The organism is Streptomyces sp. NPDC001599, assembly GCF_042893535.1.
Lineage (GTDB): Bacteria > Actinomycetota > Actinomycetes > Streptomycetales > Streptomycetaceae > Streptomyces.
This window is the reverse complement of record NZ_JBIAVA010000014.1, coordinates 91,898-105,336: the sequence shown is the minus strand read 5'-3', so window position 1 is coordinate 105,336 and position 13,439 is coordinate 91,898. Positions and strand designations below refer to the sequence as shown.

The 13,439-nt window shown below is 72.7% G+C and carries 12 protein-coding genes; 5 read left to right on the top strand and 7 right to left on the bottom strand.

Annotation, left to right across the window (positions count from 1 at the left end):
* Positions 1-99: 99 nt before the first annotated feature.
* Positions 100-1,563: a class I adenylate-forming enzyme family protein gene (locus ACFYZ3_RS29760; RefSeq protein WP_388524002.1), complete on the bottom strand. Its 1,464-nt coding sequence runs from the start codon at positions 1,561-1,563 to the stop codon at positions 100-102.
* Positions 1,564-1,714: 151 nt separating this feature from the next.
* Positions 1,715-2,446: a lytic polysaccharide monooxygenase gene (locus ACFYZ3_RS29755; protein ID WP_388523999.1), complete on the bottom strand. Its 732-nt coding sequence runs from the start codon at positions 2,444-2,446 to the stop codon at positions 1,715-1,717.
* A 233-nt stretch (positions 2,447-2,679) separates the two neighbouring features.
* Here ACFYZ3_RS29755 and ACFYZ3_RS29750 point away from each other — a divergent pair, with 233 nt between their 5' ends.
* On the top strand, positions 2,680-4,287 hold the full coding sequence (locus ACFYZ3_RS29750; RefSeq protein ID WP_388523996.1) for an amidase family protein: 1,608 nt from the start codon (positions 2,680-2,682) through the stop codon (positions 4,285-4,287).
* 241 nt (positions 4,288-4,528) lie between these two features.
* Here ACFYZ3_RS29750 and ACFYZ3_RS29745 read toward each other — a convergent pair whose 3' ends face one another.
* The 5 genes from ACFYZ3_RS29745 to ACFYZ3_RS29725 all read right to left on the bottom strand — a co-directional run bounded on the left by ACFYZ3_RS29745 (position 4,529) and on the right by ACFYZ3_RS29725 (position 9,181).
* Positions 4,529-4,936, bottom strand: coding sequence for a DUF6278 family protein (locus tag ACFYZ3_RS29745; RefSeq protein WP_388523993.1), 408 nt, complete (start codon positions 4,934-4,936; stop codon positions 4,529-4,531).
* Positions 4,937-5,023: 87 nt separating this feature from the next.
* On the bottom strand, positions 5,024-5,803 hold the full coding sequence (locus ACFYZ3_RS29740) for an exodeoxyribonuclease III (protein WP_388523990.1): 780 nt from the start codon (positions 5,801-5,803) through the stop codon (positions 5,024-5,026).
* A gap of 54 nt (positions 5,804-5,857) precedes the next feature.
* On the bottom strand, positions 5,858-6,493 hold the full coding sequence (locus ACFYZ3_RS29735) for an MBL fold metallo-hydrolase (protein WP_388523987.1): 636 nt from the start codon (positions 6,491-6,493) through the stop codon (positions 5,858-5,860).
* Between the two features lie 43 nt (positions 6,494-6,536).
* Positions 6,537-7,886 carry an alpha/beta fold hydrolase gene (locus ACFYZ3_RS29730; RefSeq protein ID WP_388523984.1) on the bottom strand — a complete coding sequence of 450 codons (1,350 nt, stop codon included), beginning with the start codon at positions 7,884-7,886 and terminating at the stop codon, positions 6,537-6,539.
* Between the two features lie 380 nt (positions 7,887-8,266).
* Positions 8,267-9,181 carry a LysR family transcriptional regulator gene (locus ACFYZ3_RS29725; protein ID WP_388523982.1) on the bottom strand — a complete coding sequence of 305 codons (915 nt, stop codon included), beginning with the start codon at positions 9,179-9,181 and terminating at the stop codon, positions 8,267-8,269.
* A gap of 127 nt (positions 9,182-9,308) precedes the next feature.
* Between ACFYZ3_RS29725 and ACFYZ3_RS29720 the strand changes: the two genes are divergently transcribed.
* From ACFYZ3_RS29720 to ACFYZ3_RS29705, 4 genes are read left to right on the top strand one after another with little or no spacing between them, the layout of a single operon-like run.
* On the top strand, positions 9,309-10,310 hold the full coding sequence (locus ACFYZ3_RS29720) for a fumarylacetoacetate hydrolase family protein (RefSeq protein ID WP_388523979.1): 1,002 nt from the start codon (positions 9,309-9,311) through the stop codon (positions 10,308-10,310).
* Positions 10,307-11,269 (top strand): cyclase family protein, encoded by a 963-nt coding sequence (locus ACFYZ3_RS29715; protein WP_388523976.1) that lies wholly within the window; start codon positions 10,307-10,309, stop codon positions 11,267-11,269. The genes ACFYZ3_RS29720 and ACFYZ3_RS29715 overlap by 4 nt, the downstream gene beginning before the upstream one ends.
* Positions 11,270-11,292: 23 nt before the next feature.
* On the top strand, positions 11,293-12,423 hold the full coding sequence (locus tag ACFYZ3_RS29710) for an FAD-dependent oxidoreductase (RefSeq protein WP_388523973.1): 1,131 nt from the start codon (positions 11,293-11,295) through the stop codon (positions 12,421-12,423).
* Positions 12,420-13,439, top strand: coding sequence for an amidohydrolase family protein (locus ACFYZ3_RS29705; RefSeq protein ID WP_388523970.1), 1,020 nt, complete (start codon positions 12,420-12,422; stop codon positions 13,437-13,439). The genes ACFYZ3_RS29710 and ACFYZ3_RS29705 overlap by 4 nt, the downstream gene beginning before the upstream one ends.

Here is a 13,439-nt window from a genome sequence, read left to right as displayed (position 1 = left end):
GGGGCCGATGCACGGGGAGGGCCGGTACACGGGGAGGGCCGGTACACGGGCGACCGGTGCACGGGGAGGGCCGGTACACGGGGGAGCCGGTCCGGCCGGTCAGGTCCCCCGCGTCAGCCGCCGCTTGTCCGGCTTCCCGGCCGCGGTGAGCGGCACCTCGTCGATGAGGGTCAGGCGCGTCGGCGCGCAGGCCTCGCCCAGCCGCCCCGCCACCAGCGCGCGAAGGTCGTCGAGCGCGGGTACGCGATCGGCCGCGGGGACGACGAAGGCGTGCACGGCCTCCCCCGTGGCATCGTCGGGCACGGCGACGACGTACGCCTCGGCCACCGCCGGGTGGCGGGCGAGCAGTCGCTCGATGGGACCGGCGTAGTGCACGTTGGCGTCGACGATGACCACGTCCCGGACGCGTCCCGAGAGCCACAGCCTCCCCCGGGCGTCGAGGCTCCCGAGGTCCCGCGTGCGGACCCAGCCGTCCACGAACACCTCGTCGCTGAGCGCGGGCTGCCCCCAGTACCCGGCACCCTGCGAGGGCGTGCGGACGAAGATCTCCCCCTCGGTGCCGGCCGGGACGGGGCGGCCGGAGGGACCCCGGACCTCCAGGTCGACGGGCGGCACGCCGAGCGAGCCGGGCGGGTCCGCGGGCGTGGCCATGGAGATCATGCCGGTCTCGGTCTGTCCGTACCCGTGGAAGACGACCGGCCCGAGCACCTGTTCGGCCGCGCGCGCCCGGCCCGGTTCCAGCGGCGAGCCGGAGACCATGAGCGCGCGCAGGCCACCGAGGTCGACGGGCGCGGAACGCAGCTCCGTCACGAGCCGGTTCAGCCGTCCGACCGTGATGACGCTCGCGGTCGCCCGGTGGCGCACGAGGGCCCCGGGGAGGTCGGGCGGGTCGGCGGAGACCAGAACGCCTCCGGCGGCGAGTGCGAGCAGGCCGTACTCGAGCATCACCTGGCTGGCCAGGGTGCCGAAGACCAGGAACCTGTCCAGCCGGCCCGCCAGCTCCCGGACCGCCGGCGGCCAGTCCTCCGGCCGCAGCGTCCAGGCCGCCGTCATCGCCCCGTACGTCTGGGCGCACGCCTTGGGAACTCCGGTGCTGCCGCTGGTGTGGATGAGCCGGGCGACGTCCTGCGGCCGTGCCGGGACGCGGGGCCGCAGACCGTCGTCCGGTGCCGCGAGCAGCTCGCCGAGCGGCAGGACGGCCCCCGGCGGCCGGAGGTCCGCTCGGCCCGGTGTGCCGGGCCGGTCCGTGAGCGTGGCGGCGACCTCGGCGTCACGCAGGAGGGCCGCCTGCTGGTGGTCCGTCATGCCGGGCCGTACCCCGACGACGCGGGCTCCGACCGTGTACGCGGCGATGACGGCGGCGAAGGCCTCCGGACCGACGCCGAGCAGCAGGGCCAGGCCACGGCCCGGCCCGAGGCCGCGCTGCCGCAGGGCGGCGGCCACCCGCCGGGTCGTGCCGAGCAGTTGCCGCCCGCTCACCTCCCGGCCGTCGTGCTCGAAGACCGTGCGGTCGCCCGCCGCGTCGAGGAGGTCGAGGACTGCACCGGGGAACTGCTCCGTCATGGCGCTCCTTCACGAGACCGGTTGATCGCACACCACCGGCCGGACGCTAACGGCGCGGTATCAGAGGACTCTGAGATGCGGGCCGGCGCACGCGCTCGGGTGCGTACGCCGGCCGGCCGCGCCCGTGGCCTGGACGGAGCGCCACGGCGGTTCAGCAGGCGCCGAGGTCCTCCCAGACGCCCCATTCGCCGGTGGTGCCGGGCTCCTCACCCGTCACCCACCACTTGGCACGCCAGGTGTGGCCGTCGTGGGAGACGGTCTCGCCGCCGTTGTAGACGCTCCCGGCGCTCCAGGCTCCCGCGACACAGTCGCCCGGCTGGTCGCCGCCGTCGTCCCCGCCGCCGTCGTCACCTCCACCGTCGTTTCCGCCGCCGATGTTGACGTCGATGCAGGCGTAGAAGGCGTTGGCGGTGTCGGCGATGTTCCAGACCGCGAGCACCTTCTGCCGCCCGCTGAACCCGCCGAAGTCCAGCTGGTGGCTGACCGACGCGGGAGGCAGGGCGCCGTGCCCGTCGAACTGGGCGATCTTCCGGTCACCGATGAAGTACTGCCAGTTGCTGGTGGCGTGCCGGGCCTCGATGGTCCAGGTGAAGGTGTGCGTGGTGCCGATGGGTGTGACCCGCCAGCCCTTGGCGTCGTCGTCCAGGTCGGCCCACCGGGCGTCTCCGCCACTGCAGTTGCGCAGCCCCTTCGGGCCCTCGACGCTCGCCGGTTCCCATTTGATCTGACCGCACTGCACCACGCGGTTGGCGCACTGGTCCTGTCGGCTCCCCGGCGAGACCACCCAGCCGTGGGCGCTCGCGGTGGGCGCCGGCAGACTCAGGGCCACCACGGGAGCGACCAGCGCTCCCACGGCGGCGGCCACTCGTCTTTTCATGCGCATGACATCACTGTTCCCTTCGGTCCACGTCGGATCAGCCTGCCCCGGCTTACGACGTTGCCGATGAGGCAACCCCGCACCGCAGGTCTAGACCTACGCGTGCAGGTCTAGACCTTAGCGAAGGAGTGGGGGCCGTCAAGGGGGCGCACATCAATCCCCGGCCCTGCCGTGTGCGGCAACTGCCGTGACTGAGGGGCCCCTTGTGCCGGGCGGCCCCGTGTAGTGGGCTGTCGGCCATGAAGAAGAGAAGCATGGCGGCCCTGACCGCACTTCTGGTCGTGGTCTCCCTCGTCGCGGCGGCACCCGGCCAACGGGCCGAGGCCGCCGGTCCCCGGCCCGGCGATTCGGCGCGATCCGCCGAGTCGACGCTGGTCAAGGGAGTGAATCTGGACACGGTGACGATCCCCGAACTGCAGGCGCGCATGAACCGGGGATCGCTGTCCTCGCTCAGGCTGACCCTCGCCTACCTGCGGCGGATCAAGGCCGTCGACCCCAGGATCAACGCGGTGCTGCGCACCAGCCCGACGGCCCTGCGCCAGGCGGCCGCCAGCGACCTCAGACACCGCCTCGGCAGGGCCCGCGGCCCGCTGGACGGCATCCCCGTCCTGCTCAAGGACAATGTGAACACCCGTGACATGCCGACGACCGCCGGGTCGCTGGCCCTCGCCGGGAGCCCACCGGACACCGACGCGGTCCTGGTCGGGAAGCTGCGGGCGGCCGGCGCGGTGATCCTCGGCAAGGCCAACCTCTCCGAGTGGGCCAACTTCCGCGCGGCCAAGCCGACGTCGGGGTGGTCGGCGGTGGGCGGGCAGACGAACAACCCGTACGTCCTGGACCGCAACCCCTGCGGATCGTCCTCCGGTTCGGCCGCGGCGCTCGCCGCGTCGCTGGCGCAGGTGGCGATCGGGACCGAGACGGACGGCTCCATCGTGTGCCCCGCCGGGATGAACGGTGTGGTCGGCCTCAAGCCCAGCCTCGGAGTGGTCAGCCAGTCGGGCGTCGTACCGATCTCCGCCGAGCAGGACACGGCCGGCCCCATGGCCCGCAACGTGATCGACACCGCGCTCACGCTCTCCGTGCTGAGCGGCCGTGACACCGTCCGCACCGACGACGCTCCGAGCCTCACGGACGCGGTCCACCGTCCCGGCACTCTGCGCGGCAAACGGATCGGCCTGTGGCGGCTGCCGTCACTCGGCGCCGAGGTGGACGCCCTGATGACCCGTACGGCCGCCCGGCTGACCGCGGCGGGGGCCGAGGTCGTCGAGGTGAGCCTGCCGTACCAGGAGCGACTGGCCGAACTCGAGTTCCCGGCGCTGCTGAGCGAGTTCCACCGGGACATCGACGCCTACCTCGCCACCCGGGGCGGGCCGCGCGACCTGGCCGAGCTGATCGAGTTCAACCGCACCCACCCGCAGGAGCAGAGCTGCTTCGCCGGTCAGGAGCTGTTCGAGCAGGCGCTGGCCGCACCGTCCACCACCGCTCCGGAGTACCGGGCGATGCGGGCGGAGTTGACCGATCTTTCCCGGCGGTCCATCGACGAGGTCATGGCCGAGCACGACCTGGACGCCATCGCCTCCCCGGCGAACCCGCCCGCGTGGACCACCGACTGCGCGCGGGGCGACAACGACGTGATCCCGTCCTCCACCCCCGCGGCGGTGGCCGGGTACCCCTCGCTGTCGGTGCCCGCCGGGTTCGTCGGTGAACTGCCGGTCGGGCTGCTCCTCATGGCCGGTGACCGACAGGACGTCGAACTGCTGTCCCTGGGTGCGGCGGTGGAGCACCGGCTGGACGCCTGGCGGGCGCCCCGGTACCTGCCTACGGCACCCTCCGGCACCTCCCGCTGAGCCCGAGCGGACCGGCGAGTGCCACGTCGTCGAGCGGCCGCTCGACGAAGTCGCTCGCCGGTGTGCAGCTGACCTTCTCCTCGCCCGCGAGCAGTGATCTCCGGCTGCACCCTGCGCATGTCCCCCGTGCGTTCGTGTCCTCTCCCGACCACTGCAACGTATCGGGACAAACATCCCCAATGCGACCGACACGCACCTTTCGATCATTACCCCTATTTATGCTGGAAGCAGGGCCAAGACCTCACGCTTCGGCCACCTCGCCGTACAGCTGGGAGAGTTCGGGCACGCCGCCCTCCGCCCACGCGTGGCCGTTCGCCACCACGTCGAACTCCCGGCCGGAGGCGAGCCGGACCACCGGCTGCCCGTCGGACCGGATGCTCCAGGCGGCGCCGGGCACGGTGCGCACGATCACGGTGCCGAGGTACAGACCGGCGTCGTTGCCGAGCCAGGTCTGGATCTCCTCGTCGCTGCGCCAGCGCGGGAGCACCTGGTCCAGCTGCTCCAGGGAAAGCGCGGAGTCGTCGAGCCGGACCCCCTCCCGCAGCGCCTGCGAGCGCAGCAGATCGCAGTCGGCGAGCAGCTCGCCGATGCCCTCCGCGTCATGCGCCCGGTGATCTTCGCGCCGCTTGCCCAGGAAGGGGAAGTTCATACCTCCACAGTGTCATTCGTACCGCCATGTGCACCACAGGGCACGCGGAAGGTGTGTGTGCGGTAGGTGCGTGTGCGGTGCGTGCGGCTACAGGTCCAGGTCCACCACGACGGGCGCATGGTCCGAGGCGCCCTTGCCCTTGCGCTCCTCGCGGTCGACGTAGGAGTCGGTGACCGCCTTGGCGAAGGGCTCGTTGCCGTACACCAGGTCGATGCGCATGCCGCGGTTCTTGGGGAAGCAGAGCTGGCGGTAGTCCCAGTACGTGAAGGGGTGGTCGTACTTCAGCGGGCGCGGGACCACGTCGGACAGACCGGCGCCGCGCAGCGAGGCGAGGGCGGCGCGCTCGGCCGGGGTGACGTGGGTGGCGCCCTCGAAGGCCGCCCGGTCGTAGACGTCGTCGTCCTCCGGCGCGACGTTGTAGTCCCCCATCACGGCGAAGGGGCGGCTGCCGGAGGCGTCGCCCTCGACGGCGGCGCGCAGCGCCTCGAACCACTGGAGCTTGTAGGCGTAGTGCGGGTGGTCCACCTCGCGGCCGTTGGGCACGTACACCGACCAGACGCGGGCCGGCCCGCAGGTGGCGGAGATCGCCCGGGGCTCCTGGACGCCCTCGTAGCCCGGGTCGCCGGGCAGGCCCTTGACCACGTCCTCCAGGCCCACGCGGGAGAGCACCGCCACCCCGTTCCACCGGCCGGTGGCGTTGACCGCCGCCTCGTAGCCCGCCTCGCGCAGGGCGTCGAAGGGGAACTGCGCCTCGGCGACCTTGGCCTCCTGGAGGCACAGCACGTCGGTGCCACTGCTCTCCAGCCAGGCGAGCAGCCTCGGCAGGCGGGCGGTGATCGAGTTCACGTTCCAGGTCGCGATGCGCATGTCCCACAACCTACCGGGCGGCACTGACAACGCGGTCCCGCCCCGGGCGGGGCCTCAGAGCCGCACCGAGTCGCCGGGGGTCAGCCGCAGGTGCTCGGAGCCGCCCAGCTCGCCGATCTGGCGGTCGTAGATCGGGCGGGCCAGGTCGGTGAGGAGCGCGTCGTGGACGTCGTAGGCGCGCCGCGGCCCGACCTCGCGCACGTACTCGATCACCTCGGCGATCTTGTTCCACGGGGCCATGACCGGCAGCATCAGCGTCTCGACGGGGTGGTCGGGGACGGTGAGGGCGTCACCGGGGTGGAAGACCTTGCCGCCGTCCACGAGGAAGCCCACGTTGGTGACGCGCGGGATGTCCGGGTGGATCACGGCGTGCAGCTCGCCGTGGACCTGTACGTCGAAACCGGCGGCGGTGAAGGTGTCGCCGTGGCCGACGGTGTGGACACGGCCCGGGAATGCCGCCGAGATCTTCTCCGCGACCGACTCCAGCGTCCAGATCGCGGCGGCCGGGTTGTCCTCCATGGCAGCGCGCAGCCGCAGCTCGTCGAAGTGGTCCGGGTGCTCGTGGGTGACGAGGATCGCGTCCGCGCCGAGGGCCGCGTCCTCCTCGCTGAACCCGCCGGGGTCGATGACGAGCGTCTGCCCGTCCTTCTCGATGCGGACACAGGCGTGCGACTTCTTGGTGAGCTTCATGATTCCATCCTGCCGCCGCGCGCCCCCTCCCCGCCCGAGGGGCTCACTCCGGTGGTGTCGTCTCCTCGCGGATGACCTGCTGGGCCACCCGGAAGGCGCCGTTCGCGGCCGGTACGCCGCAGTAGACGGCCGCCTGGAGGAGTACTTCCTTGATCTCGCCCGGGGTGAGGCCGTTGCGCAGCGCGGCCCTGAGGTGGGGCGCCAGCTCGTCCAGGTGGCCGCCGGCGACGAGGGCGGTGAGGGTGACACAGCTGCGCGAGCGCCGGTCGAGGCCCGGCCGGTCCCAGATCTCCCCCCAGGCGTAGCGGGTCAGGAGCTCCTGGAAGTCCCCGGAGAACTCGTCCGCCTGCGCGAGGGCCTGGTCGACGTACCCGTCCCCGAGGACTTCGCGGCGCACCTTGAGCCCCGCGTCGTACGGGTCGGGCCGCCCCTGTGCCTGCGGCGGCACGACGGGGGCCGGGGCGATCTCGGCGATGGCCGCGGCCTGCGGCGGCGGAGCCGGTACCGGCTGAACGGGGGTGGCGGGGATCCCGGCGGCCGGGACCGGGACCTGCTGTGCCGCGGGGTGGGCCGGGACGGGGACCTGCCCGGTGGAGGTGGCGTCGTGGGCGGCCTGCCAGGCGGTGGTGAAGTGCCGTACCAGCAGGTCGGTGACGGCCGCGGGCTGCTCGACCGGGACCAGGTGGGAGGCGCCGGGGACGACCGCGAGGCGGGCGTCGGGAATGCCGGCGACCAGGGTGCGGGCCTCGGCGGGCCCGGTGACCTGGTCGTCGGAGCCGACGAGGACCAGGGTGGGTACGCCGACCCGGCCGAGTTCCGCGCGCACGTCGAACGCGGCGAGGGCCTCGCAGGCGGAGATGTAGCAGCCGGGGTCGGTGGTCCGCACCATCTGCACGGCCCACTCGGTGATCGCGGGCTGGGCGGCCGCGTACCCGCCGGTGAACCAGCGCTCCGGGGAGCTGCGGGCGATGGGGTCGAGCCCGTTGGTGCGCACGATCACGCCGCGCTGGCGGAACTCGTCGGCCGTGCCGAAGCGGGGCGAGGCGGCGATCAGCGCGAGGGAGGCGAGACGCTCCGGGTGGCGCAGGGCCAGCTCCATGCCGAGGGCACCGCCGAAGGCGCAGCCGGCGTACCCGAAGCGCTGCACGCCGAGTCCGTCGAGGGTGGCCAGCAGACGCGTGGTGAGTTCGGCGACGGACCCCGCCGGATGGGCCGGGGCGCCACCGTGTCCGGGCAGGTCGAAGCGGAAGACCCGCCACTGCTGGGTCAGTTCGGGCACCTGGCGGTCCCACATGTGCCATGTGGTGCCCAGGGACGGCCCCAGGATCAGGACTGGTAGGTGTTCTGGCCCGTCAAAGCGGTACTGCAGCGTCTCGGTCTTGCCTTCGGTCACGGGTTCACACCTTCATCTGTCACGATCTGTCACACGCCCCTTGCGAGACCTCCCCATACCTCAGCCGCTGGAAGCAGGTCCGCCACGTCCGGCTTCACGTACCACTGCTTCGTCGTCTTCACGCTGGTGTGCCCGGCCCACCCGGCGAGCAGGTGATCCGGCACCCCAGTTGGCGAGGTACGTGAGGCAGGACGCCCGAGCATCGTACAGACGGACCCTGCGAGGGCCGTTTGCGTCCATTATTCTGCAACTCCGAACGCGGCCTTGCGTGGCGCGGAACGTCTTCAGCGCCTCCCGTACGAGGCATGGTCGGGGTGTTGGCGATGCTGAGCGTGGCCTCGCCGGCGTGCCAGGCCGGTTTCGCCCTCGCCGGTTCGAGTTCATTCGGGCCCGTCGGTCATGCGCCTGCCGACGCGGGCGGTGGTCTCGCGCAGCCAGATGTGGGCCGCGTCGTGGGTGTGCACGGGATGCCACCACATGGCCTCCCGCAGCGGCACGGCCTCGTACGGCGGCTCCACCACGCGCACGGCGGCGAGCGGCGCCAGGAGCCGGGCCAGGCGGGCCTGGATGAGGGCGATGCGACGGGTGCCGGCCACCAGGAGCGGGATGATCTGGAAGCTGTCCACGGAGACCTCGACCCGGGGCTCGATGCCCAGCATGCCGAGCTGGCGGACGGCCGGGGCGTCGTAGGTGCGCTGGTAGGTGACCCAGGGCAGCCGGGCCAGGTCCTGGTGGGTGAGCCGGACGTCGACGCTCGGGTGGTCGTCGGCGACGAGGAAGACCCAGCGGTCCTGGTAGAGGTCGGTGGCGGGGAAGTCGCTGATGACGCCGTGCGGCATCAGCAGGCCGTCGGACGTGCTCAGCAGCGTGTCCGTGGCGTCCACGACGGTGGTCGGGGTCTGCGCGAAGCGCAGCCGGATGCCGGGGGCCTCCTCGTGCACGACCCGGGCGAGTTCGGTGCCGAAGACCGCGACGGCGTAGTCGGAGGCGATCAGTTTGAACTCGCGCCGCTCGCTGGCGGGATCGAAGTCCGCCTGGCTGGCGAAGAGGCGTTCCAGTACGTCGTACGCCGTGGAGGTGCGGTCGAGGAGCACCTGGCCGAGGGCGGTCAGTTCGTAGTGGCCGCCGACCCGGGCGAGCAGGTCGTCGTCGAAGTGGCGGCGCAGCCGGGACAGGGCCGCGCTCATCGCGGGCTGGCTGAGACCGACCCGCCGTCCGGCGCGGGTGACGTTGCGTTCCTCCAGCAAGGCGCGCAGGGCGACGACGAGGTTGAGGTCCAGGCGACTGAGATTCACGGCGATTTCCCTGACTGTCCGGCTACGACCTGCGGGGATTCGTCTTGTGGATGGCAGTCATCCACGGAATCGATTTCCGTGATCGCGAGTGGCGGGTCCAGATTAGTGCCATCGCCATCAGGAGGACATGTCCGTGACACCTGAAGCCCCGTCCGCCCTCTTCGCCGGGCCCTTCGCCCTGGCCACCCTCTCCGCTCCCGAGGGCCCCGCCTTCCCCGCCCTCGTCACCGCCGGCGCCGAGGTGCTCGATCTGCGCGCCGCGTTCGACGACGAACAGCTGACCACCCGGGCGCTGCTGGAGAGCTGGGACACGGTCCTGCCCCGGCTGCGGGCGCTGGCCGTCGACGCCGGTCCGGATCGCAGGCCCCTCGCGGACTTCCGGGTGCACGCACCGGTCGAACCCCGCCAGGTGTTCCAGTCCGGCGCCAACTACCGGCAGCACGTCATCGACCTGCACGTAGCGCACCGGGCCCCGGGCGACGAACGCCCCGAGGAGGAACGGCGCGCGGAGGCCGCGGAGATCATGGACCGGCGGGCGGCCGAGGACCTGCCGTACGTGTTCCTCGGCCTGCCGAGCGCGATCACCGGCCCCTACGACGACGTCGTGCTGCCCGCGTGGGCGGAGCAGCCCGACTGGGAGCTGGAACTGGCCGCGGTGATCGGCCGCCCGGCCCATCGGGTGTCCGTCGGTGAGGCCCTGGGGCACGTCGTCGGCTACACGATCGCCAACGACCTCACCGACCGCGCCACCGTCTTCCGCCGGGACATGCCGCAGATCGGCACGGACTGGCTGCGCAGCAAGAACGCGCCGGGTTTCACCCCGCTGGGCCCGTGGATCGTGCCGGCCGGGTCGGTCGCGGACACGGGCGACCTGCGGCTGACGCTGAAGCTGAACGGCAAGACCATGCAGGACGAGTCGACCAAGGACATGATCTTCGACGTGGCGCGGATGGTGTCCTACGCGTCACAGACCGCCCGGCTGCTGCCCGGCGACCTGGTGCTCACCGGCTCCCCCGCCGGCAACGGCATGCACTGGGGCCGGCTGCTGCGCGACGGCGACGTCATGGACGCCTCCATCACCGGGCTCGGTGCCCAGCGCACCCGCTGTGTGGCGGAGGTGACCGAGTGACCCTGGACCGCGCGGACCCCGAGGGCTCGGTCGCCCGCGCCGCGAAGGCGTACTCGAACTGGGGCCGTTGGGGCGAGGACGACGTGCTGGGCACCCTCAACTTCCTCGACGAGGCGAAGCGCCGTGAGGGTGCCGCGCTGATACGCCGAGGCGCCAGTTTCTCCCTCTCGCAGCGCTTCGACATCGACGGCCCGCAAAAGGGCTGGCGCAGGCGCACCAATCCGGTGCACACCATGCTGGACACCGGCACCGACGCCGCGCTCGGCAACCAGGGCCTGCCGCACGGCATCGGCGGCGCCGACGACGTCATCGCGATGCCGTTGCAGTGCTCCACGCAGTGGGACGGGCTCGGGCACATCTTCGACCACGGCAGGGCGTGGAACGGACGTGCCGCCGAGAAGGTCGTCACCTCCGACGGCGACCGGGTCACCGGCATCGAGCACATGGCCGCGCACGTCGCCGGGCGCGGTGTCCTGCTCGACGTGGGCCGCGTCGTCGGTGCGGGCGGCGAGCTGCCCGACGGCTTCGCGATCACCGAGGAGCACCTGACCGCGACCGCCCGGGCCCACGGCGTGACCGTGGGGCGCGGGGACATCGTGCTGGTACGCACCGGGCAGCTCGCCCGGGTCCGGCGCGAGGGCTGGGGCGACTACGCCGGCGGGCCCGCGCCCGGGCTGTCCTTCACCACGGCGGGCTGGCTGCACGGCGGCGAGATCGCCGCGATCGCCACCGACACCTGGGGCTTCGAGGTCCGCCCGAACGAGTTCGAGCACGCCTTCCAGCCGCTGCACCAGGTCGCCATCCCCCACATCGGCCTGCTGATCGGCGAGATGTGGGACCTGGACGCCCTCGCCGAGGACTGCGCGGCCGACGGCGCGTACGCCTTCTGGCTCACCGCCGCACCCCTGCCGATCACCGGCGCGGTCGGCTCGCCCGTCAACCCGATCGCCGTCAAATGACCAGCGAAACGAGGGAGTTCCCCATGAGAGAAGCCCGTAAGGTCCTGGTGATCGGCGGAGGTGCGGCCGGCAACGCGGTCACGGTCCTGCTGCGTCGCGCCGGTCTCACGGTGGACCTGATCGAGGCCGAGGACGACTGGAACGCCACCGCCGGCTCCGGCATCACCCTCCAGGGCAACGCCCTGCGCGTGCTGCGTGAACTCGGCGTCTGGGAGCGGGTGGAGGCGTCCGGATTCGGTTTCGGCTCGGTCGGCCTCACCGCCCCCGACGGCACCGTCCTGCACGTCCAGGACGACCTGCGCACCGGCGGCGACGACCTCCCCGCCACCGTCGGCATGCAGCGCCCGCAACTCCAGCGGATCCTCATCGACGCCGTGCGCGCCAGTGGCGCCACCGTCCGCCTCGGCACCACCGCCGAGATCCTGGACCAGGACGCCGACGGTGTCTCCGTACGCCTCAGCGACGGCACCGGGGCCCGCTACGACCTGGTCGTCGCCGCCGACGGCCTCGGCTCCGCCACCCGCGGGGCGATCGGCATCGCCGACAAGCCCGAGCCCACCGGCATGGCCATCTGGCGGATCGCCGCCCCGCGTCCGGCCGGCGTCGTCCGCACCGACCTCGCCTACGGCGGCCCCGCCTACATCGCAGGCTACTGCCCCACCAGCGAGACGACGCTCTACGCCTACGTCGTCGAGGCCAACCGCGACCGCGCCTCCATACCGCCCGCGTCGTACGCCGACGAGATGCGGCGCCTGGCCGCCGCGTACGGCGGGTTCTGGCCGGAGATCACCGCGCACATCACCGATCCGGCGAAGGTCAACTACACCTGGTTCGACCGGATGCTGGTCGAGGGTTCCTGGCACCGCGGCCGGGTCGTGCTGATCGGCGACGCCGCGCACTGCTGTCCGCCCACCCTGGCCCAGGGGGCCGCCCTCTCCCTGGAGGACGCCTGGGTGCTCGCCCGGATGCTGACGGGGACCGACGAGTGGGACGACGCGCTGTTCCAGGCGTACCACGAGCGGCGGATCACCCGTGTCCGCCCGGTCGTGGAGGCGTCCGTGCAGATCGGGCAGTGGCAGCTCGACGGCGTACGCGACGCGGACGTGCCCGGACTGATGGTCCGCACCATGACCATGCTGCGGGAACTGCCGTGAGCGCGCCGGGGTTCGGGACGCCTGCTCCCACGGTGGACGTGCACGCGCACGTCCTGCTGCCGGAGGTCGAGGCGTTGGTGGAGGGGGAACGAGGGCTCGCCGAGGCGCGGGTCCTGGACGCCCGCCGCAACGGCCCGGCCGCCCTCGCCGTCAGCGCACCCATGGTCCGCGAGCGCTTGCCCCGGCTGACCGACGCGACCGTACGGCTGGCGGCGATGGACGCCCAGGGCGTGGACGTGCAACTGGTCAGCCCTTCCCCCTCGCACTACCACTACTGGGCCGACGGGGCGATCGCGGAGAAGGTCTGCCGGCTGGCCAACGAGGCCACCGCCGCGCACTGTGCGGCCGCCCCCGACCGGCTGCGCGGACTGGGCCTGGTGCCGCTCCAGCACCCGGCGCTCGCGGTGGACGCGCTCGACCACGCCCTCGCGCAGGGGCTGCTCGGCGTGGAGATCTCCAGCCACGCCCCCGGACGCGAACTCTCCGACCCGGCCTACGAACCCTTCTGGTCCCGGGCCGAGGAGACGGGCGCGCTGCTCTTCCTGCACCCCTTCGGCTGCACCCTCGACGAGCGGCTCGACCAGTGGTATCTGTCCAACACCGTCGGCCAGCCCACCGAGAACGCCGTCGCCCTCTCGCACCTGATCTTCTCCGGCGTCCTGGACCGGCACCCCGGCCTGCGGCTGATCGCGGCGCACGGTGGCGGCTACCTGCCCACCCACATCGGCCGCTCCGACCACGCCTGGGCGACCCGCTCCGACGCCGGGGCCGCCTGCGCCCACCCGCCCGGCAGCTACCTCAGGCGCCTCTACTTCGACTCCCTCGTCCACGACCCGCACGTGCTGCGGGAACTGGTCCGGGCCGCCGGGGCCGACCGGGTGCTCCTCGGTTCCGACTTCCCCTTCGACATGGGCACCGAGGACCCGGTCGGCGCCCTGCGCGCCGCCGGGCTCCCCGAGGCCGACTTCCACGCCGTCCGCGGCGGCAACGCCGCCGCCCTCCTCCGGAAGGACTGA

Excerpts from the sequence above, each read along its gene's own strand:
- ACFYZ3_RS29750 (WP_388523996.1), top strand. The coding sequence starts at position 2,680 with ATGAAGAAGAGAAGCATGGCGGCCCTGACCGCACTTCTGGTCGTGGTC.
- ACFYZ3_RS29760 (WP_388524002.1), bottom strand. The coding sequence starts at position 1,563 with ATGACGGAGCAGTTCCCCGGTGCAGTCCTCGACCTCCTCGACGCGGCG.
- ACFYZ3_RS29740 (WP_388523990.1), bottom strand. The coding sequence starts at position 5,803 with ATGCGCATCGCGACCTGGAACGTGAACTCGATCACCGCCCGCCTGCCG.
- ACFYZ3_RS29735 (WP_388523987.1), bottom strand. The coding sequence starts at position 6,493 with ATGAAGCTCACCAAGAAGTCGCACGCCTGTGTCCGCATCGAGAAGGAC.
- ACFYZ3_RS29755 (WP_388523999.1), bottom strand. The coding sequence starts at position 2,446 with ATGCGCATGAAAAGACGAGTGGCCGCCGCCGTGGGAGCGCTGGTCGCT.
- ACFYZ3_RS29720 (WP_388523979.1), top strand. The coding sequence starts at position 9,309 with ATGTCCGTGACACCTGAAGCCCCGTCCGCCCTCTTCGCCGGGCCCTTC.
- ACFYZ3_RS29745 (WP_388523993.1), bottom strand. The coding sequence starts at position 4,936 with ATGAACTTCCCCTTCCTGGGCAAGCGGCGCGAAGATCACCGGGCGCAT.
- ACFYZ3_RS29710 (WP_388523973.1), top strand. The coding sequence starts at position 11,293 with ATGAGAGAAGCCCGTAAGGTCCTGGTGATCGGCGGAGGTGCGGCCGGC.